15 protein-coding genes are annotated in these 21,232 nt (G+C 40.8%); 11 read left to right on the top strand and 4 right to left on the bottom strand.

Annotated features, from left to right (window positions below):
- Positions 1–407 precede the first annotated feature (407 nt).
- The 4 genes from NT175_06485 (at position 408) to NT175_06500 (ending at position 7,892) form a co-directional block, all read left to right on the top strand.
- Entirely contained in the window at positions 408–1,142 is a 735-nt protein-coding gene (locus NT175_06485; GenBank protein ID MCX6234360.1) for an NUDIX domain-containing protein, read from the top strand.
- Between the two features lie 101 nt (positions 1,143–1,243).
- Complete coding sequence (locus tag NT175_06490; protein MCX6234361.1) at positions 1,244–3,076, top strand: Na+:solute symporter; 1,833 nt, start codon at positions 1,244–1,246, stop codon at positions 3,074–3,076.
- Between the two features lie 16 nt (positions 3,077–3,092).
- Positions 3,093–5,516 carry a glycosyl transferase gene (locus tag NT175_06495; GenBank protein ID MCX6234362.1) on the top strand — a complete coding sequence of 808 codons (2,424 nt, stop codon included), beginning with the start codon at positions 3,093–3,095 and terminating at the stop codon, positions 5,514–5,516.
- A 117-nt stretch (positions 5,517–5,633) separates the two neighbouring features.
- A complete protein-coding gene (locus NT175_06500) occupies positions 5,634–7,892 on the top strand; it encodes a glycoside hydrolase family 3 C-terminal domain-containing protein (protein ID MCX6234363.1) in 2,259 nt (752 codons plus the stop codon).
- Positions 7,893–8,014: 122 nt separating this feature from the next.
- Here NT175_06500 and NT175_06505 read toward each other — a convergent pair whose 3' ends face one another.
- Positions 8,015–8,170 carry a hypothetical protein gene (locus NT175_06505; GenBank protein MCX6234364.1) on the bottom strand — a complete coding sequence of 52 codons (156 nt, stop codon included), beginning with the start codon at positions 8,168–8,170 and terminating at the stop codon, positions 8,015–8,017.
- A 150-nt stretch (positions 8,171–8,320) separates the two neighbouring features.
- Between NT175_06505 and NT175_06510 the strand changes: the two genes are divergently transcribed.
- Positions 8,321–8,761 carry a GNAT family N-acetyltransferase gene (locus tag NT175_06510; GenBank protein ID MCX6234365.1) on the top strand — a complete coding sequence of 147 codons (441 nt, stop codon included), beginning with the start codon at positions 8,321–8,323 and terminating at the stop codon, positions 8,759–8,761.
- 38 nt (positions 8,762–8,799) lie between these two features.
- Here the strand turns inward: NT175_06510 and NT175_06515 are convergent, their stop codons facing one another.
- Complete coding sequence (locus tag NT175_06515; GenBank protein MCX6234366.1) at positions 8,800–9,168, bottom strand: transposase; 369 nt, start codon at positions 9,166–9,168, stop codon at positions 8,800–8,802.
- A gap of 507 nt (positions 9,169–9,675) precedes the next feature.
- Here NT175_06515 and NT175_06520 point away from each other — a divergent pair.
- Both NT175_06520 and NT175_06525 read left to right on the top strand, forming a co-directional pair.
- On the top strand, positions 9,676–10,416 hold the full coding sequence (locus NT175_06520; GenBank protein ID MCX6234367.1) for a 2-phosphosulfolactate phosphatase: 741 nt from the start codon (positions 9,676–9,678) through the stop codon (positions 10,414–10,416).
- Positions 10,417–10,545: 129 nt separating this feature from the next.
- Positions 10,546–12,591, top strand: a complete 2,046-nt coding sequence (locus NT175_06525) for a dihydrofolate reductase (GenBank protein MCX6234368.1) — start codon at positions 10,546–10,548, stop codon at positions 12,589–12,591.
- Positions 12,592–12,650: 59 nt separating this feature from the next.
- Here NT175_06525 and NT175_06530 read toward each other — a convergent pair whose 3' ends face one another.
- Positions 12,651–14,087, bottom strand: a complete 1,437-nt coding sequence (locus tag NT175_06530; protein MCX6234369.1) for an alpha/beta fold hydrolase — start codon at positions 14,085–14,087, stop codon at positions 12,651–12,653.
- 24 nt (positions 14,088–14,111) lie between these two features.
- Positions 14,112–14,633: a DUF6141 family protein gene (locus tag NT175_06535; GenBank protein MCX6234370.1), complete on the bottom strand. Its 522-nt coding sequence runs from the start codon at positions 14,631–14,633 to the stop codon at positions 14,112–14,114.
- A 108-nt stretch (positions 14,634–14,741) separates the two neighbouring features.
- On the opposite strand from NT175_06535, the gene NT175_06540 reads away from it, so the two are divergent.
- The 4 genes from NT175_06540 (at position 14,742) to NT175_06555 (ending at position 21,222) form a co-directional block, all read left to right on the top strand.
- Positions 14,742–16,475 carry a M23 family metallopeptidase gene (locus NT175_06540; protein ID MCX6234371.1) on the top strand — a complete coding sequence of 578 codons (1,734 nt, stop codon included), beginning with the start codon at positions 14,742–14,744 and terminating at the stop codon, positions 16,473–16,475.
- Positions 16,476–16,625: 150 nt separating this feature from the next.
- Positions 16,626–17,492, top strand: coding sequence for a metallophosphoesterase (locus tag NT175_06545; GenBank protein ID MCX6234372.1), 867 nt, complete (start codon positions 16,626–16,628; stop codon positions 17,490–17,492).
- Positions 17,493–17,528: 36 nt separating this feature from the next.
- Positions 17,529–19,058: a glutamine-hydrolyzing GMP synthase gene (gene guaA, locus NT175_06550; protein MCX6234373.1), complete on the top strand. Its 1,530-nt coding sequence runs from the start codon at positions 17,529–17,531 to the stop codon at positions 19,056–19,058.
- A gap of 58 nt (positions 19,059–19,116) precedes the next feature.
- Positions 19,117–21,222, top strand: coding sequence for a LysM peptidoglycan-binding domain-containing protein (locus NT175_06555; protein MCX6234374.1), 2,106 nt, complete (start codon positions 19,117–19,119; stop codon positions 21,220–21,222).
- Positions 21,223–21,232 lie beyond the last annotated feature (10 nt).

Consider the following 21,232-nt stretch of genomic DNA (forward strand, 5'->3'; position numbering starts at 1 on the left):
GCGAAATTGCTCATCAAATAGTCCGTAGGATTTATTTTTACGCATTTTTCTATGTTTTATACAAAAATACGCATTATTAATATATCAAAATATTGATATTCAAATAGTTATTAACATTTTAGTATTTAGAAGTACCCATAATATTGAATAATCTGTTATATTTTTGATTATCAGTCATTTAAATTCTATGTATTTTTTACACATACAAATGTATAACAATTTTATAAAATTCGTTTAACCTTTTCAATTTTTTATTACTATTTATACTCATTCTATATTATATATCTTTAAATAACTGTTTTACAGTACTTTTCAAGATTTATTTATAAAATTATTCTCATTGATAGTGGTATTTTCCCACAGAGTTATTTTATATTTGCATTTGTGTAGTTTAAACACATCTCAAAATGAGAGCTATTATTCCTAACTTATCGGTGGATTGCGTGGTATTTGGGTTCGATTACAAGAGACTGAATGTATTATTAACAAAGCGTGAATTGAAAGATCCGGAAACTGGCCAAATCCTATTTACTGATTATACAGTCCAGGGACACCATATGCTTGAAAAAGAGAATATCGATGAGGCTGCCATCAGAGTGCTTAAAGATAAAACCGGACTTAATAACATATACCTGGAACAATTTTATGCATTTGGAGAAACCGATCGGATGCTCAAAGAACGAGACCAGTTATGGACGAAAAAAGCTTATCCCATGGTCTCGGATCATGTGATTTCAATTGGCTATTACTCTCTGGTTGATAGCTCAAAGGTGAATCCTGACACGCAGCATCAGGAAACCCAATGGTTTCCTGTAGACGAACTGCCTGAGTTGGGATTTGATCATGAGAAGATCATTCAAAAAGCTTTAAGTTGTCTTCGCATCAAACTAAGCAGGGAACCGATAGGTTTCGAACTGTTGCCGGAGAAATTTACATTAACACAAATGCAAACACTTTATGAGGTTGTGTTGGGGACCAAATTTGACCGTCGCAATTTCAGAAAAAAGGTTACTCAAATGAAATATGTGATCCCCCTGGATGAAAAACAGAAGGGTGGGACTCATAAGTCTGCCCAGGTATTTATATTCAGCAGGGACGTCTACGAAAGAACAAAAAAGGAGAAGCTAGGCTTTACCATTTGACATATTCGGATAAAAGTTAAGTGTAATTATTTCGTTTACATGGGTTTAACACTCCCATGATTCTTGGCAAGGAGTATTAATTTTGAAATGATGTTATACCTATGGTCTTACACTTACTTGATCTCATTATCATAGGGATTTATCTGCTGGCAACTATTGCAATCGGGTTTATCCTTAAGAAAAAAGCCCAAAAAAGTAAAAAGTCTTACCTGCTGGGTGGCAACCGACTACCCTGGTATATGCTTGGATTATCTAATGCCTCCGGCATGTTCGATATTTCAGGCACCATGTGGCTGGTCACACTTGGCTTTGTTTATGGCCTCAAAAGCATCTGGATCCCATGGCTCTGGCCAATTTTTAATCAGATCTTCCTGATGGTTTACCTTTCAATTTGGCTCAGGAGGTCAAATGTGACAACTGGCGCAGAGTGGATTCAAACCCGTTTTGGAACTGGTAGAGGAGCTCAGTTTTCACATAATATCGTTGTAGTTTATGCACTGATCAGTTGCCTGGGTTTTCTTGCCTATGGATTTATTGGCCTGGGTAAGTTCATCATGATATTTATACCCTGGGATTTTGTTTGCAATGTTTTTGGCCTGAATCCTGGAATTATCTCCCCGGAATATATTCCCCATGTCTATGGATTTGTATTTACCCTGTTTGCCACATTATATGCTGTATTGGGTGGTATGATGAGCATCGTCTGGACAGATTTACTGCAATACATCATTATGACCTTGGCCTCCCTCGTTATTGGGATTATTGCAATGAATGCACTGGCCGATCATACCTTGCTTGTACCGGAAAACTGGTATTCAATCTGGTTTGGATGGAATCTCCACCTCGATTGGAGTAATATCATTCCAGAAGTAAATCAAAAGATACAGGATGACGGATTCTCGCTATTTTCCATTTTCATGATGATGATGCTGTTTAAAGGATTCCTGGTTAGTGCTGCCGGACCGGCTCCAAACTATGATATGCAGAAGATCCTGTCCACAAAGTCACCTAAGGAAGGCGCTAAAATGAGTGGGTTTGTATCAGTGATACTCAATCCTATCAGGTATTTTATGATAACCGGTTTTGTAGTACTTGCCTTATTGTATTATGACAAACTCAATCTGATTGTAGCAGGACGTATTGACTTTGAACAGATTTTACCATCGGCCATTAGTGAATTTGCTCCTGTGGGCCTGATGGGGCTCTTATTTGCCGGTATGCTTGCTGCATTTATGTCGACTTTTGCCGGAACTCTTAATGCGGCACAAGCCTACATCGTAAATGACATATTCCTGAAAGTAAGAAAAGACGCCACCAATAAACAGGTTCGGAACACAAATTATATATCGGGTGTTCTGATCATGGTGATGAGTATCATTCTTGGCATTTATGCCAAAAATGTAAATAGCTTGCTGCAATGGATTGTATCAGCTTTATGGGGAAGTTATGTGGCCTCCAATGTATTAAAGTGGTACTGGTGGCGATTCAACGGTCACGGCTATTTTTGGGGCATGGTGGCAGGATTGATCCCGGCATTGATCTTCCCGCTAATATTTAAAACAACTCTTGAATTGTATTATTTTCCGATACTGTTGCTTTTTTCATTAACAGGGTGCTATGCCGGAACTTTTTTAAGGCCTGCCACCGATGAAGCAGTTTTAGATTCTTTTTACAAATCGGTTCGCCCATGGGGATTCTGGAAACCGGTGAAAGAAAGGGTAATAAACAGAGATCCTTCGTTTCAACCAAACACGAACTTTAAAACCGATATGTTTAATATTTTTATCGGTATTATCTGGCAGACAGCCATGATAGCTGTACCTATCTTTCTTGTATTATGTCATTGGAAAGATATGGGGATTGCTTTATTTATTGTCATTACAACATCAATAATACTAAAATACAATTGGTGGGATAAATTACCAAATGATTAATTGAAAACTAGTAAGAATGAAATACGGATATTTCGACGATATAAACAAAGAGTATGTTATTACCAATCCCGCGACCCCATATCCATGGATAAACTACCTTGGAAATGAGAATTTTTTCAGCATCCTGTCTAATACGTGCGGAGGGTACAGTTTCTATAAAGATGCCAGGTTAAGAAGAATTACCCGTTACAGATATAATAATGTGCCTGTAGATGACGGAGGAAAATATTTCTATATTCAAGATGACGGCCACATTTGGTCGCCGGGATGGAAGCCTGTAAAAAATGAATTAGATCACTATGAATGCCGTCATGGACTAGGTTATTCAAGGATAACAGGAAGATTGAATAACCTTAGTGCCGAAGTCCTCTTCTTTGTACCGCTGGGATTTGATGGAGAGATACAAAAACTTACGCTTAAAAACCTTAGTGATCAAATTAAAGAGATCAAAATACACTCGTTTGTTGAATGGGCATTCTGGAATGCCCATGATGATATGACCAATTTCCAACGCAACTTTTCAATAGGTGAAGTAGAAGTAGCAGGTTCCGAAATTTTCCACAAAACCGAATATCGCGAACGCCGTGATCATTTTTCATTTTATTCGGTAAATCATCCGATTGCAGGATTCGACACCGACCGGGATACCTTCCTTGGACTATATAATGGATTTGATCAGCCTGAAAAAGTTTTAACGGGATCTTCCGGTAACTCAATAGCCCTTGGCTGGTCACCTATAGCCTCACATTTTTTGAAAATTATTTTAGGTCCTGGAGAGGCACGTGATCTTGTGTTTATTCTCGGTTATGTTGAAAATGAAAAGAATGAAAAGTTCACAACACCAAACGAGATCAACAAAACAAAGGCAAGAGAAATGATTGGGCGATTTGAAACTGCTGAACAAGTTGACCGGTCACTTGCTGAATTAAAGCAATTCTGGAATAAACTGCTGGGAAACTTACAGCTTGCAAGTCAGGATGAAAAATTGAACCGCATGGTGAATATCTGGAACCAATATCAATGTATGGTCACTTTTTATTTCTCGCGCAGTGCTTCTTATTTTGAATCGGGGATTGGCCGGGGAATGGGTTTTCGAGATTCGAACCAGGATATAATCGGCATAGTTCACATAGTACCTGAGCTTGCAAAACAACGTATCATCGACCTTGCGAGGTCGCAGATGAAAGACGGCAGTGCCTATCATCAATACCAACCCCTGACCAAAAAAGGAAACCTTGAAATAGGTAGTAATTTTAACGATGATCCCTTGTGGTTGATCCTGGCAGTTTCGGCCTACATCAAAGAGACAGGCGACTGGTCATTACTCGAAGTTAAGGTACCGTTTGATGACGATCATGTTGAGTATTCTATTTTTGAACACATCAAACGCTCCTTTTATCATGTCGTCAATAATCTCGGACCACATGGGCTTCCTCTCATTGGCCGGGCCGACTGGAATGATTGCCTGAATCTTAATTGTTTTTCTGTAGAACCCGGTGAGCCATTCCAGACAACAGAGAACAAAACTGGTGGACAAGCCGAATCGATGATGATAGCCGGTATGTTTGTCCTCTATGGTCATGAATTTGTCCGCATTTGTGAACTCACGGGATATAAGGATCAGGCTGAAGAGGCTCGCGGACATATTGATGCCATGAAAATTACCATTGATGAATACGGATGGGACGGTGATTGGTTTATTAGGGCATATGATTATTTTGGCAAAAAGGTTGGCAGTAAAGAGAACGAAGAAGGACAGATCTTCATTGAGCCCCAGGGCTTCTGTGTTATGGCCGGAATTGGCCTTCAGGATGGCAGAGCGCAAAAGGCGATGGACCAGGTTGAAAAAAGGTTGGCCACACCTTATGGAATTGTACTATTAAATCCCGCCTACACTAAGTATTACTTAAACCTTGGAGAGATATCCAGTTATCCTCCAGGTTATAAAGAGAATGCCGGTATTTTCTGTCATAATAATCCATGGATCATCATTGCTGAAACAATGCTAAACAATAATGACAAGGCATTCGATTATTATAAGCGAATTGCACCCGCATATTTGGAAGAGATCAGCGAATTGCACAAAACTGAACCTTACGTATATGGACAAATGATCGCGGGCAAGGATTCAGCCAAACCGGGCGAAACAAAAAATTCCTGGCTAACAGGAACCGCTGCCTGGAATTTATACGCCATTAGCCAATACATATTAGGCATCCGGCCCGATTACCAAGGCCTGATCATTGACCCAAAATTACCCGGATACATTGAAGAATGTGAAATCACCAGAAAGTTCAGGGGTGCCACATATAAAATTAAGTTGATCAATAATGGTGGGAACCGGTGCAAGGTATTTATTAATAATGAAGAGTTGGAAGGTAATCTGCTGCCCTCTCCTAAAAAAGATTTCACTTATGAAGTGACTGTTTTAATGCAATAATCAATTCCAAATTCAAAAATGTCCAGGCATATGTTAAAAAAGTGTTCCTTCATCTTGATCCTTGTTATCAATGTATTTATTATGCAGAGCTGTGAGCAGAAAAATAATCTAAAACCGATGGGAGACATTGACAAAAAAGTCAACGAAATATTAGCAGGCATGACCCTACAGGAAAAGGTGGGTCAGATGACACAGGTTACTTTGTCAGTACTTGTTAAAGGTAATTCCCTGGATGCACAGCCTGAACCGGTTGAACTGGATTCTGAAAAGCTTCAGAAAGCTTTAGGCAAATACAAGATTGGTTCTATCCTGAATACGGTGAACAACCGGGCAAGGTCGTTGGAATGGTGGCATGAAATTATCAACCAGATCCAGGAGGTAGCCATTCATGAAACTGGCATCCCGATATTATATGGTATTGACGCTATCCATGGCACTACTTATACTGCCGGGGGCACCTTGTTTCCCCAACAGATCGGCCTGGGTGCTACCTTTAATCCGGAACTCGTCAGGCAACTTAACGAAATGTGTGCTTATGAAATGCGCGCTTCCAACATACCATGGAACTTTTCCCCGGTGCAGGATATGGGCCGCGATCCCAGGGATTCGCGCATGTGGGAGACCTTTGGTGAGGATGTGTATCTGAATGGCATATTGGGTTCTGCAGCTGTTGAAGGCATTCAAGGAAAAGATGTGGTAACCATCGATCAAAAACACGGTGCTGCCTGCCTGAAGCATTACCTGGGTTATAATTCAAATTCAGGAAAGGACCGCAATCCACTTCATATCCATCCACGCGAACTTAACGAGAAACATGTACCAGCTTTCCAGTTCCCGATAAATGCAGGGGCAAAATCCATTATGGTCAATTCAGGTATTTTGAATGGCATTCCGGTCCATGCCAGTTACGACATTCTGACAACATTACTCCGGAACGAAATGGGGTTTGAAGGGTTGGTCGTCACTGACTGGGCAGATATTGACAACCTTTATGACCGCGATAAATTCGCCTCCTCTCCAAAAGAAGCCGTTAAGTTGGCCATCAACGCTGGCATTGACATGTCAATGGTCCCTTATGATTTCGATTTCTGCGATTACCTTGTTGAGTTGGTCAATGAAGGTGAGGTACCCATGAGCCGGATCGATGAAGCAGTTACACGAATTTTGAAATTAAAAATGGAACTCGGATTATTTGAATCTCCCACTACTGACTACGAAAATTATCCGGATTTTGGGAGTGAACAGCATGAGAATCTGGCGTTGGATGCGGCATTGGAGTCCATCACATTGTTGAAAAATGATGACCAGACACTCCCCTTAAAAAAGAATATCAAGGTATTGGTGTCCGGGCCAAATGCCAATTGGATGAGGCCAATGAATGGTGGATGGTCCTATTCATGGCAGGGTGAAAAAACAGATGAATTTGCACAAGAGTACTTTACCTTTCTTGAAGCAATTGAAAACAAGATAGGTAAAGATAAGGTCACATTCGTGGAAGGTGTTTCGTATGATATGCAGGGGCCATACTACCAAGAAAAAGATCTGGACATCTCTGATGCAGTCCGGGTTGCAAAAGGGGTAGATTGCATCATTCTCTTTCTTGGTGAAAATAGCTATTGCGAAAAGCCCGGCGATCTGTATGATCTTTACATTTCCGAGAACCAGACCCAACTGGCCATAGCACTTGCCAATACAGGGAAACCCGTAATACTGGTGTTAAACGAAGGCCGTCCACGCATCATCAGCAAATTCGAGCACACAATGGCTGCCGTTGTGCAAACGTACCTTCCTGGTAATTATGGTGGGACTGCCCTGGCAGAAATATTATTCGGTGATGTCAACCCCAGCGGGAAGCTTCCTTATACTTATCCCATGTTTCCAAACTCTCTGATCAATTATGATTACAAACCATCAGAAAAACAGGAAAGACTGGAAGGCTTATATGATAATGAATCAGACGTCGCTATCCAGTATGGATTCGGTCATGGCTTGAGCTATACAGTTTTTAAGTATAGCAACCTGAAAGTAAGCAGTTCTGAATTGACATCGAAAGGTTCTGTGAATGTTGCTGTTACCATTGAGAACACCGGTAACCGTGCAGGGAAAGAAGTGGTGATGCTGTTCACTTCAGATCTGTACGCTTCAATAAACCCTGACAACAAGAGATTAAGGCGGTTCATGAAAATTGACCTGGATCCGGCTCAATCAAGGACTATTGAATTTACCATTAGAGCCGAAGATCTCGCATTCTACAATAAGGAAAACCGATTGATCGCCGAAAAAGGGGATTTTGTAATCAGGATCGGTGATCTGGAACAAATCATCACTTTGACTGAAACGGTTACTTTCAGAGAACCAAGCAATATCATGTTGTGATCACCTCGAGGGATTGCATAAGGCATTGAGTATTTAAGCAATCGCATACTGTAATTCTTTTACTTTTCAAATTATATATCCACCTGATTGGTGGCAAGCTTATCGCCGGCGACAGCACTAAGTTACGGGCACAGAACAGCAAGAAGAATAATTTCAGCCAGGCTAAAATTGAAAGGCACCTGGCCTATATTGATCATAAACTGGAAGAATACACCCGGGCTTTGGCTGAGCAGGATGGGGATGACAAGGAGGCTGTTTTGCAGGAAATAGAAAAACATAATCAGAGGAAAGAGCAATACAGGGAATACGGTACCATAAAAATTTGACTTTTAATATGAAGTTGAAGAACTTTTAATTTCAAAGACAGTAGAAGAACAAATGTAATAATCATTAGGGAAAATTAGTTAGATTTTATAAAAAGTAATGATATGGAAATAATTCTAAAAGATTTAAAAAATCAGGATGATATTCATAAATTTAAGGATGTTTTGACTGAGTTTTATGATGAGATTGAACATGATAAAATAACTGATAATGAGTTGCTACGATTAATTACGGATTTTATTAACAAAGGAATAATTAAGGTCGCAATATATAATAATGAAATAATAGGATTTATTAGTTTAATAGAGTCATATGCAATTTATGCAAGTGGAAAATATGGAGTTATAAATGAATTATATGTAAAACCACATTTTAGGTCTAAAGGAATTGGTGAAAAATTAATGTTGTATGCTAATCAATTAAAAGAAATAAAAGAATGGTCTAGATTAGAACTATCCCCACCCGAGGAATCAAAGTGGAAGAGGACATTGAATTTTTATTTAAAAGAAGGGTTCAATCCAACTGGTGTGAGAATGAAAAAATAAACCCTGCATCCAATAAGTAAGGTGTCGTGTGGCGTAGCCTAATCCCGCCTTACCTTTAGATTAGCCGATGAAGCTGTGTTGCACAGCTTGCCCCGCAGCAGGGGGGGGGGAATCCTGTCCTGTCCGCGCTTCATATAAGTTTTTCTATTTTTCTTTTCTCTTTTTTCCGGAGTGTGGATGCCAAACTCCTTTTGCAATAACCGCAGTTGTTTGCGTTTTGTGGCTGACAGTAATCCGTAATACCGGATCCTGACAAAACCTTTGGCCAGTATGTGCTGACAAAATCGCATCAGGAACTCGATTCCCGATAGCTTCATTTGTTTCTGCAGGTTGTCGCGGTAATCCAGGTAGTGATTCATCTCTTTCTCGCTGATATGCTGGGGTAGCTTGCCGAAGTGTAAACTCACCTGAGCCAGTTTACAAGCATAGATATTCAGCGTACTTTTCGATTGCCCCGATAAGACGATCTTGACCTGAAGTTCCCGGAATAATTTTCCGAAGCCATGTATTTCATGGCATGCCTGTTCAACAATAGTGAACGATTTTTTTCTTAATTTAGACGTAGCTTTTTCCGTAGTATAAAAATTTTGTGGTAAAAATCATTTATACTACATTTATCGGAAAAGGCTATCCCGTTCCCGGGTCTTGCCCGGGATGGGATTTAGTGCAAAATCGTGCTTGCGCAATTCCCACAAGATACTGATGGAGAATAATGCAAGTAAATTAAATTTTGACGTTTTGCGAACATCTCAGCAAGTCGATACGTTTGCAAAAGCGCAAGCACATGGGCGTTGAAAGTTAACTCAAAGATTCACCTGTATGATGATTTTTATTTCTGTATCTTTACACATGTTATAAAGTTTAGTTCGCAAAGCAAACTTACAGCACAGGTGTCTTTCGTTAATTAGTTCAATATGCCTGGATCTTCTTCACCCAGAACCATCGAAGTTTGCTTCTCGCCATTATTATTTCCACATATTATTACCAGAGAGGACTTTATTATTGTTTTGGTCGACATCCTGCGAGCTTCCACGTCGATTTGCACAGCTTTCGCTAATGGTGTCAGTGAAATGATTCCTATTGCCACCATTGAGGAAGCCAGGGAATATAAGAAGAAAGGGTATCTGGTGGCTGCTGAACGGGAAGGCTGTAAGCTGGATTTCGCCGACATGGGCAACTCGGCCTTTCATTTTATGACTCCTGATGTCAAAGGGAAAACTATCGTTTACAGCACAACAAATGGCACCCAGGCTATTGACAGTGTGAAAATGTCGGGTAAAATCGTGATAGGAGCCTTTATCAACCGCAAGGCTCTCGCCGATTGGCTTACGCTCCAGAATAAGAATGTGGTAATCCTCTGTGCAGGGTGGAAAAACCTCTTCAATCTTGAAGATACTCTTTTCGCCGGCGCTCTCACCGATGCCCTGCTGAAAACCGACAGATTCCTCACTCACTGTGATTCGGCTCATGCGGCTATGGATTTATGGAATGTAGCAAAAGGTAATATTTTAGGGTATATTGAAAAAGCGGCACACCGCCACAGGTTAAAACGGCTGGGACTCGATGACGTCCTGGAGTACTCATTTTCGATGGATATCACACAAGTTATTCCGGTTATGGAAGGCATCAAATTAGTCGAAGCCGGTACTTTATAGAAATGTTGCTGTTCTTCTTCGATGCCATTCTAAATGCTATATTTGCATTTAAAAAAACTTTGAATCAATAAAGCTACCTTGTCCTTTTCGGATATTCCATGTAGCCATTTAAAATCAAACTATTGACACATGAAAACCATTAAAATCCTAATCGCAGCATTTATGATTGTTTCAGTTTTTTCTTGTAAACAAAAAACACAGCAGCCTCCACCTTCTGAGGATTTCAAGTTTTTCCTCGAGAAATTTGCCGATTTGCGAGTCATGCGCTATCGCGTGCCGGGCTTTGACAGCCTGACACTGGACCAGAAAAAACTTATCTATTATCTGAGCCAGGCAGCATTGGCCGGCAGGGATATCATCTATGATCAGAACTATAAATATAACATCGCCATCCGTACCACACTGGAAGAAATCATACGGCATTATACGGGTGCCAGGGAAAGCGCTGATTTCAAAAATCTTATGATCTACGCCAAACGGGTGTGGTTCTCCAATGGCATTCATCACCACTATTCCACCGATAAATTCTTCCCGGAGATATCCAAAGAGTATTTTGCATCACTTGTCACAAACTCTGAAGGAGCCTTATTTCCATTACTGGAAGGTGAAAAGAAAGAGGTCTTCATACAGAGGATGACCACACTCATCTTTGATCCAACAGTTGCTCCGAAGCGTGTCAGCCAGGATGCCTCTAAGGACCTTGTTGTCAATTCAGCATGTAACTTCTATGAAGGCGTCACCGAGAAAGAAGTCGTGGCATATTATGAATCCTTGAAGAAACCCAATGATACAACACCCATATCCTACGGGCTGAATTCAAAAGTCATTAAAAGGGACGATAAGGTCATCGAGGAAACCTATTGTACTGCAGGATTGTACGGTGCTGCCATCGAAAAAATCGTATTCTGGTTGCAGGAAGCTTTGACGGTGACAGAAAACGAAAATCAGCGTGAGGCTCTGCAAAAGCTCATCGAGTACTATACCACCGGGGACCTTAAAACGTGGGATGAATATAATATTTCATGGGTACAGGACCTTAATTCACAGGTGGATTATGTGAATGGATTTGTTGAAAACTATGGCGATCCTATGGGAATGAAAGCCACATGGGAGTCTGTCGTGGATTTCAAAGATAAGGAAGCCACCAAACGGACTGAAATCATCAGTGCCAATGCCCAGTGGTTCGAAGACAATTCGCCTGTCGACCCACGGTTTAAAAAGAAAGAAGTCAAGGGTGTATCTGCTAAGGTCATTACTGTGGCTCAGCTTGGCGGCGACTGTTATCCATCTACCCCGATTGGCATCAACCTGCCTAATGCCGACTGGATCAGGAAAAAGCATGGCTCAAAATCAGTGACAATGGAAAATATCACCTATGCTTATGATCAGGTCTCTTTGATAAGCGGTTTCCTTGAAGAATTTGGCTTTTCGCAGGAGGAAATTGACCGTGAAAAGAAATATGGTCCGCTGGCAGGAAATATCAACACCGACTTGCATGAATGCCTGGGGCATGCTTCCGGACAACTCCTGCCGGGAACGGGCACCGAAGCATTGAAAAATTATCATTCGCCTCTTGAAGAAGCCCGTGCTGAATTGTTTGCCCTGTATTACCTCATAGATCCTAAGCTTGTCGAACTCGGTATTTTACCTTCTCAGGAAGCGGCCAAGGCTGAATATGATGCATTTATGCGGAATGGCCTCATGACTCAGCTTGTCAGGATTGAATTCGGTAAAACCATTGAGCAGGCACACATGCGCTCACGTCAGCTTATAGCCAGGTGGTGTTATGAAAAGGGAGCTAACGAAAAGGTGATAGAAAAAGTCACAAAAGATGAAAAAAGCTACTATAAGATCAATGACTATGACAAGCTCAGAAACCTTTTTGGTGAGCTCCTCAAAGAAGTGCAGCGCATTAAATCGGAAGGAGACTATGAAGCCGGTAAGGCGCTTGTCGAAAACTATGGTGTACAGGTCGATCCCATTCTTCATAAAGAGGTTAAAGAGCGCTATGATAAGCTGAACCTGGCTCCCTATGGCGGTTTTGTCAATCCGGTTCTCAAACCTGTAATGAAAGGGGATGAAATCATTGATATCCAGATCGAATATCCTGAGGACTACTCACAGCAGATGCTGTATTATTCCGACAATTATTCCTTTTTGCCGGTTTATAACTAGCGCATCGTATTATTAGGGCATAGTGGGATTCAAACTCGCAATTTAATTGGCCCAGGACTTTAGTCCTGGGATACTTTATGATTTACCCATTCGCTAATAACTTCAAGAGCTTTCGGTGAAAATGTTTCCTGTATACGGGCATATTCTGCAGGGGAACCTGATTCGCATGACTGGAAGAGATGGTTTAACTCTGGCAGGATAACTACTTTATAATCAGTATTTCCGCCTTTCCGTAATGCATCTTCAATAGGAGGGATATTCTCTTTTGGCGGCACCTGGAGATCCTTATCCCCATTCAGAATTAATACGGGACACTTTACCCTGCTGAGATAGGGTTTAATATCCAGCCTGAGGAAGTATCGCATCCAGGGATTAAGCAGATCACGTATCGTTGCTTCAATCACATAGTCACTGAATCCCATGCGGTTTTTCTCCATTTCAGTCATGTCTTTGGTAAAGCCGGCAAAAGCTTTTCTAAGTTTCTTCTTAGCTTGTTCCCTGTCGGCATCGCTGATGGCTATTTTATAGACTTTCCTGTTGAAATCCTCAACTTTCTTTATATTTTTTTCACTCTCTCCGGATGCCCTAAGTAAGACTCCCGACTGGACAAATAGAATTTCTTCACCTGACAGGCCTGAGCCGGCCATCATCACGATAAATGCAATATCGGGGTGTTCAGCAGCAACCATCGAAGCAATCATCGCACCTTCACTATGCCCGATGATCCCGATTTTAGCCGGATTAATACGCGTATCCTGTTTCAGAAACTCAAAAGCTGCATAGGCATCGGTGGCAAAATCCCCTGTTGTCGAATTCAGCATGTCGCCTGTGGATTTCCCAAAGCCCCTGTCATCGTAACGCAGAACTGCAGTACCTTGCAGTGTCAGATAATCGGCTATGACCAGAAATGGTTTATGACCCAGGAGCTCTTCATCCCTGTTTTGTGCCCCGCTGCCTGTCACCATAATGGCTGCCGCGAAAGGGTCTCCTCCATCAGGGAGAGTGAGCGTTCCTGCCAAAGTTATGCCAGCAGATTTATTTGGAAATGTGACATCTTCTACAATATAGGGGTATGGAGGTTTGGGCTCCTGCGGACGCAACAGGCCTGTATATTGATCATTGGGTGTGAGATTCAGCGGGTATCCAATACCTCCCTGATACCACATTCCTTCGATAACCGGACCAGCCGGATTAAATTTACCAGTGAATTTTCCGCCTATTGATTCCACGTCAAAGATCACACTGTCGTTCTGAAAAGTATAACCATTTACCGGAATACCCATTACTCCTTGATCAGGACTGTCAAGGGTAACCACGACACTATCCTCCTGCGGGGTAATACAAAAGACGACCTCGAGCGTTTGTACCTTTCCCGACCATTTACCGGATAATTGCAAAATTCCAGGATTTTTTTGCTGTGAAAATGCTTCAGAAGCAGATAATATAGAAAGGATTAATGAACCAATAATAAATAACGCAGATTTGACATTTTTCATCCTTTATTGTATTGTTTGAAGTTATTAAAACTGATATCGTTCCGTTTCATTTTTTATCTTATTCAGCGCTCCTTCCAGTTCCTGAGGATTCTGAGTGCCAATGAGAAAACGTTTGCCATTCTTGAATTCTATTTGCAATCCCATATTGCCCCTAACATTGAACGCTTTACCATGTTTTAATGATCCCATGCGCATGCCCCAGCCGCCATATTCGCTGATTGGCTTATATTTTCTAACATAACACTTTTCAATATCGGCCCATGGTATTAACTTTAATTTTCGTTGAAATGGTGCAAAGCGGTAAAAAATACCCTCTTTTCTCACCTCGGTTATAAGCCGGAGTGAGAAAAATAAACCAATAGTTGCAAGTGGAATTAAACTTGTCAGCAGTAATCCTAAATCTGTTGTCGGATGATCACCCACGGGCTGATCGAAGACGATCTGCTTAATTATAAAGAAAAGGAATAATCCTACCATTGCTGACAGAAGCACCCAAAGCCATATCTGTGTGAACTTCTGAACCTCTTTGAAATATAACCTGCTCATATAATAATTTTTTATGATGCCAAATTAGGAAAATTCCGGCAAAAAATGGAACTGAAAATACATATATTTGCTAAACCGACGTTAGCTCTGCGTGAAACTCAACACGAAATGTATCCGATTCTGCAAAGATATCTCCTTTTCATGCTATTTCTGGCTTATTCGGGTGTATTATCTTCGCAAAGTACTTATCCCGTCAATGATTTTATCCCGCCTGTCGATTACAGGATATTCCTGTCAGGCACCTTCGGCGAGTTGCGTGCTGATCACTTTCATTCCGGTATCGACATAAAGACAGGTGGTGCCGAAGGTAAGAAAATATCTGCTGTAGCTGATGGCTATATTTCCCGCATAAATATCTCTCCCTTTGGTTATGGCAAAGCTCTCTACATCACCCACCCTAATGGATATGTTTCCGTTTACGGCCACCTTAAATCATTCAGTCCAACTATCAGTGAGTATGCCCGCCGGCAACAGTACAAAAAGGAATCCTTTACCATTGATATCACCCTGGACAAAGATGAATTGCCCGTAAAAAAAGGAGAGATTATCGCTTTATCAGGCAGTTCAGGCAGCTCAGGCGGTCCTCACCTTCATTTTGAATTCAGGGATGGGCTGACCCAGCAAACGATAAACCCATTGCTTTTCGGAATCAATGTTAAAGATGCCGTCAAACCTAAAATCCAGGCTGTAAAAATCTACGCACTCGATGCCAGCACCCGGATAAACGGTTCAACCGATACGGTTATCATTGCAGTTGAAAGCAGGGGAAACACCTACCATCTGTCGCACCATGATACGCTTATTGTGACAGGGTCAGTCGCTTTTGGCATACAGACTTTTGATCAGCAAAGCGATGATGATAATCCAAACGGCATCTATTCTATTGAACTTTTCCAGGATGGCAGGTCTGAGTTTTCCATTGTAACAGGGAAATTCTCATTTGATGAAACCCGTTATATCAATGCGCTGATTGATTATGCGGAGTTCATGAAATCGAAAAGACGTTTTATCCGGACTGACATCCTTCCAAACAATAGGCTTAGCCTCTATAAATCAGTTAATAACAATGGAATTTTGACTTTTCAGGATGAGAAATTACATAAGATCGAATATGTCGTAAAAGATGTAAAAGGCAATTCAGCCACTCTGAAGTTCTATATCCGTAGCCATAAACCCGGACCCTTTGATATAAAATTATCCGCCCCTGTGAGCGATTCATCTGTAATATTTCACTTTGACCGTCCGAATGATTTTACAGCAGCCGGCATTTGCCTGCATCTTAATGAAAATTGTCTGTATAATGACATTAATTTCACATACAGTTACTCAGCTAAAAAAATCAACGGTCATTCGGGGATACATCATGTAAATGATATCTATACCCCAGTTCATGATTATTTTGATTTGTGGATAAAACCGGATTCGGTTCCGGCAAAATATCTCGAAAAAGCCTTTCTGGTTAAGCTTGAAAATGGGCTGCCTGTTTATGCAGGAGGAAATTATGACGATGACTTTATCAAAGCAAAGGTCAGGAGTTTTGGCGATTATGCAGTGGCCGTTGATACTGTCCCACCCGTCATTAAAGCCATTAATATGACCGATAATATGAATCTGAATGATCTTGATTCATTTATGTTTCAGATATCTGATGAAAGCTCAGGAATTAAATCCTATAAGGGAACATTGAATGGTGAGTGGATACTAATGGATTATGATGCCAAAAATAATTTTCTGAAATATGAGTTTGATGATCGATTGAAAAAAGGTCAAAATAAATTTAAACTCATTGTTACGGATAATATGAATAATAGAAATATTTACCAAGCTCTTTTAAATTATTAATTGTCAATTATCTTCCGTTAAGGAGGGGATCATCGACCTGCATCTTATTACAGATGAGGACATCCGGAACAAAACAAGTTACGCGGTCATGATCGGTTCATCATATAATTCAGCCAGACCGGTAAAAATAATTATTCAATAATATTCTCTATGATAAAGGCATTTTTTGTCACCGACCTGCATGGGAAGATCGGCCGCTATGAAAGATTATTTGCTGAGATGCTCAATGATCCGCCTCAAGTTCTGTTCCTGGGAGGAGATTTGCTGCCTCACAGGTTACGGCCGGTTCAATGGGGAGACGAGATGATCGAAAATTTTGTGGAGGATTATCTCAGTAAAAGGTTTTTGAAATTAAAAGAAAAGATGAGAAACAATTATCCTGAAGTATTTCTCATCATGGGAAACGATGATGCACGGTCGGAAGAACAATATTTTATTGATGGCGCTCATCATGGTCATTGGCAGTATATTCATCAGAAGTCGATACCTTATAAGGATTTTATTGTTTCAGGATATGCCTATATTCCGCCATCACCTTTTCAAATAAAGGACTGGGAGAAGTATGATGTGTCGCGTTATGTCGACCCGGGATGTATTTCGCCAAATGAGGGTTTCCGCACTGTTGACCCACCTGAGGATATTGAGCATGGAACTATTGCCAAAGACTTAGAACTGCTGGTAAAAGAAAAGGATACATCCCGAACAGTTTTTCTGTTTCATTCTCCACCGTATCGTACACTTTTAGACCGTGCTGCCCTCGATGGTGTGATGTTCGAGCATGTCCCTCTCGATGTCCATGTGGGAAGTATTGCCATTAAACGCTTTATTGAAAAATACCAGCCACTCGTCACCATGCATGGGCATATTCATGAGTCATCAAGACTTACCGGACAGTGGCGGGAACGTATAGGACAGACATTCGCATTTAATGCGGCTATTGATACGCCTCACCTTTCGCTGATAAAATTTGATTTCAATGATCCCTCTTCATCTGAAAGAATTGTACTGGATATATGATTTCCCTCTCAATCCATTTTTATTTATATTTGTCGCATGGAAGAGATGATTCTTATCCTGGATTTCGGCTCACAGTATACCCAATTAATTGCCAGGCGCATTCGGGAATTAAATGTCTATTGTGAAATACATCCCTTTAACGCTTCAATTCAGCCAAATAATACCCTTAAAGGAATCATCCTTTCCGGCAGCCCGTTTTCAGTCAGAGACACCAATTCTCCTGTGCCTGTTTTGTCCCAATTCAGAAAAAGGATTCCTATCCTGGGGATCTGCTATGGAGCACAGTATCTTGCATTAGATAATGGGGGAGAAGTTTTGCCATCCCAGATCAGGGAATATGGCCGTGCCAACCTGTCTTTTATCGACGCCCTTGACAACCTGATGAAAGGTATGCATCGGGGAAGTCAGGTATGGATGTCACATGGTGATACTATCCTCTCTGTACCCGCTGGTTTTAAGATCATTTCCAGCACCAAAGACGTCACTATTGCCGGATTTAAAATAAAGAACGAACCTACTTATGGCATTCAGTTTCATCCGGAGGTTTACCATTCAACAGAAGGCACAGTTTTACTTAGAAATTTTGTAGTGAATATATGCGGTTGTTCCCAGTCTTGGACACCCGATTCATTCATCGAGACGACGGTGAAGGAACTGAAAGAGAAACTTGGGAACGACCAGGTCGTGCTCGGCTTGTCAGGAGGGGTCGATTCCACTGTAGCGGGAGTATTACTCCATAAAGCAATAGGACGGGCACTTCATTGCATTTTTATTGATAATGGTTTACTTCGTAAAAATGAATTTGAAAATGTGCTCGTTTCTTATAAACATATGGGACTTAATGTAAAAGGTATTAAGGCCGGTAAACGTTTTCTCGATGCTCTCAGGCATGTTGCGGAACCTGAAGCAAAACGGAAAATTATCGGAAAGATTTTCATTGAAATTTTCGATGAGCAAGCTCATAAAATAAAAAATGTATTCTGGCTTGCCCAGGGTACTATTTACCCTGATGTCATTGAATCTATGTCAGTTAAAGGACCATCGGCGACCATTAAATCGCATCACAATGTGGGTGGATTACCCGACATAATGAAGCTGAAGGTTATCGAACCATTAAAAAGTCTTTTTAAGGATGAGGTCCGCAAGGTAGGGCGCAACCTAGGTATCAGTAATGATCTGATTTCAAGGCATCCTTTTCCGGGACCTGGCCTTGGAATCAGAATAGTCGGTGAAATAACAACATCCAAGGTCAGAATCCTGCAGGAAGCTGACGATATATTTATCTCAGGTTTAAAGGAAGAAGGACTCTATGATAAAGTCTGGCAGGCCTTTGTATTATTGTTGCCTGTAAGTTCTGTCGGTGTTATGGGAGATGAACGGACTTACGAAAACGTAGTGGTTCTTAGATCTGTGGGATCTACAGATGGTATGACTGCCGACTGGTCGCAGTTGCCTTATGATTTTCTGGCCCGCATTTCCAATAAGATCATTAACAATGTTAAAGGCGTTAACCGCGTGGTTTATGACATAAGTTCAAAGCCCCCGGCAACCATTGAGTGGGAATAAAACATCATCATGTTTAACTTTTAAATATATTCTTCTGCCTGTGAATAAAGGTTTGTTTTTGATCATATCCCTTTTGCTTTTCTTTATGCCTGTTGCTAACAGCCAGGACATCCCCGGCATAACGCGATCTGACATCATCGAGGTCTATAACGGCAAGTCTTACTATATTCATTTTGTAAAACCAGGGCAAACATTATCTGCAATTTCTAAAGCATATACAGTCAGCGTTGATGTCATTAAGGCAGAGAATATTCAGCTGGGCGATGAGGTCAAACCAAACCAGATTATCAAAATTCCTGTCGGAAAGAGCCCATCCGGCAGCATTTCTGCTAAAACACAACCCGGTGAATCTCAAAATTTTATTTACCACACCGTTAAAGAAAAGGAAACATTATTCAGCCTGTCCAGAGAATATGGTGTCAGTATCGAAGAAATACGTAACTGTAATCCGGTGATCATGGAAAAAGGCCTGCTGTCAGGACAGGTTATTAAAATACCTTCAGGTCAGGATGTCGGCTTAAAAGAAATGACTACAGAACATCAGACACCATGGCAGACACCTGGTCAGGATTCCTTGAAAGGGTATATTCAATATACCATTAAGCCCAAGGAAACCCTTTATGGCTTATCAAAAGTGTTCCACATCTCTATTGATGAGCTGATAAAAATAAATCCCACATTAGCCAATGGTCCCAAAATCGGCCAGATCATCAGGATACCCGATAATCGCTCATCAAATGTTCAGTTTACTGAAAGTGGAAAAGACACATTGGTCTATTATATATATCATAAAACAAAAAAGAATGACACGCCGGTGAGCATTGCCGATAAATATGGAGTCCGTCCCGATGACCTGTACTTGTTGAATCCTAACCTGGAAGAGCTCATTGAAAATAGGGAGGAAGTGAAAATCCCGGTAAAAGATTTAAATGATAATCCGCAAGCGCAGGCAGGAACTCTCTATCGTGTGACCTATAAACCACCACCCGTGGAAAAACCGTCCGCAACAGCCGTGGAATCCTCTTGTCAACCCATCATGTACAAAGGCGAAACATACAATATTGCTCTCATGATTCCATTCTATCTTGAAGAATATGACAGCATTTTAAACAATGACACTACTGTTGCGGATTACCCTTCCGATTATCCATCTTTCAGGTATATCCAGTTTTATGAAGGCGCTTTGATAGCCATCGATTCACTTGCGGAAATGGGATTTAAAAGCAAAATTTTTGTCTACGACGTCGACGAAAATACATCTAAGACCAGGGAAGTCCTTTCTGAACCGCAACTAAAAAAAATGGATATTATCATCGGACCTTTGTTCAGAAAGAGTTTCAGTATAGTTTCTCAATTCGCCAAGGTCAATCACATTAAAATAGTAAATCCATTTTCATCAAGCGATGAAATATTGAAGGATAATCCACAGGTCTTCAAAGTCCAGCCATCCTGGCAGGGACAGTTGAAATTACTGTCTGATTATCTGATATCAGAATATCCTGGTGCGACCTTCATTATTGCCCGGCAAAATACTTATTCTCATCAGCAAGATCTCGATTACCTGAAGTCACAGTTAAACAGCCAGCTTACAGTGAAATATTTCGGTGACACTTTAAGAGTGAGGAATTATCTGAAGGATTTAAATTATGGATTTGATAGTATAAACAGTCTTCGTAATAATATCGCTCCGACCAGGAAAAATATTGTTATCAGTTTATCTGATGACAGATTGTTCGTAATAAAGCTGATCTCCAGCCTTATTTCCCTGCGGGAGTATTACGATATCACTTTGTTTGGTATATCAGAATGGGAAAATTTCGACCTGGAAATTCCCTACCTGCTCAAGTTGGACCTCCATCTCTTTTCTTCAGGATTTGTGGAATACAGCAATCAAAAAGTCGAACTTTTTATTAAAAAATACCGTGAGAAATTCAAAGGAGAACCTTCTGAAGATAAATTTGCATTCGAAGGTTTTGACATCACTTACTTTTTTTTGACAGCCATCAAAACATATGGTAAAGACTTCGAAAAATGTCTTCAGTATCTGAAATTAAGCGGATTAAACTGCAATTATCATTTTATTCGACAGGATTCAGGCGGCTTTGAAAATAATGGTGTAAATATTTATAAGTACGAGAATTATCAGCGCATAAAAGTAAACTGAGGATACTTTT

It is taken from the genome of Bacteroidota bacterium, assembly GCA_026391695.1.
Lineage (GTDB): Bacteria > Bacteroidota > Bacteroidia > Bacteroidales > JAGONC01 > JAPLDP01.

Excerpts from the sequence above, each read along its gene's own strand:
- NT175_06500 (MCX6234363.1), top strand. The coding sequence starts at position 5,634 with ATGGGAGACATTGACAAAAAAGTCAACGAAATATTAGCAGGCATGACC.
- NT175_06530 (MCX6234369.1), bottom strand. The coding sequence starts at position 14,087 with ATGAAAAATGTCAAATCTGCGTTATTTATTATTGGTTCATTAATCCTT.
- NT175_06485 (MCX6234360.1), top strand. The coding sequence starts at position 408 with ATGAGAGCTATTATTCCTAACTTATCGGTGGATTGCGTGGTATTTGGG.
- NT175_06535 (MCX6234370.1), bottom strand. The coding sequence starts at position 14,633 with ATGAGCAGGTTATATTTCAAAGAGGTTCAGAAGTTCACACAGATATGG.
- NT175_06495 (MCX6234362.1), top strand. The coding sequence starts at position 3,093 with ATGAAATACGGATATTTCGACGATATAAACAAAGAGTATGTTATTACC.
- NT175_06545 (MCX6234372.1), top strand. The coding sequence starts at position 16,626 with ATGATAAAGGCATTTTTTGTCACCGACCTGCATGGGAAGATCGGCCGC.
- NT175_06540 (MCX6234371.1), top strand. The coding sequence starts at position 14,742 with ATGTATCCGATTCTGCAAAGATATCTCCTTTTCATGCTATTTCTGGCT.
- NT175_06525 (MCX6234368.1), top strand. The coding sequence starts at position 10,546 with ATGAAAACCATTAAAATCCTAATCGCAGCATTTATGATTGTTTCAGTT.
- NT175_06520 (MCX6234367.1), top strand. The coding sequence starts at position 9,676 with ATGCCTGGATCTTCTTCACCCAGAACCATCGAAGTTTGCTTCTCGCCA.
- NT175_06490 (MCX6234361.1), top strand. The coding sequence starts at position 1,244 with ATGGTCTTACACTTACTTGATCTCATTATCATAGGGATTTATCTGCTG.
- guaA (MCX6234373.1), top strand. The coding sequence starts at position 17,529 with ATGGAAGAGATGATTCTTATCCTGGATTTCGGCTCACAGTATACCCAA.
- NT175_06505 (MCX6234364.1), bottom strand. The coding sequence starts at position 8,170 with ATGTTTTTCTATTTCCTGCAAAACAGCCTCCTTGTCATCCCCATCCTG.
- NT175_06510 (MCX6234365.1), top strand. The coding sequence starts at position 8,321 with ATGGAAATAATTCTAAAAGATTTAAAAAATCAGGATGATATTCATAAA.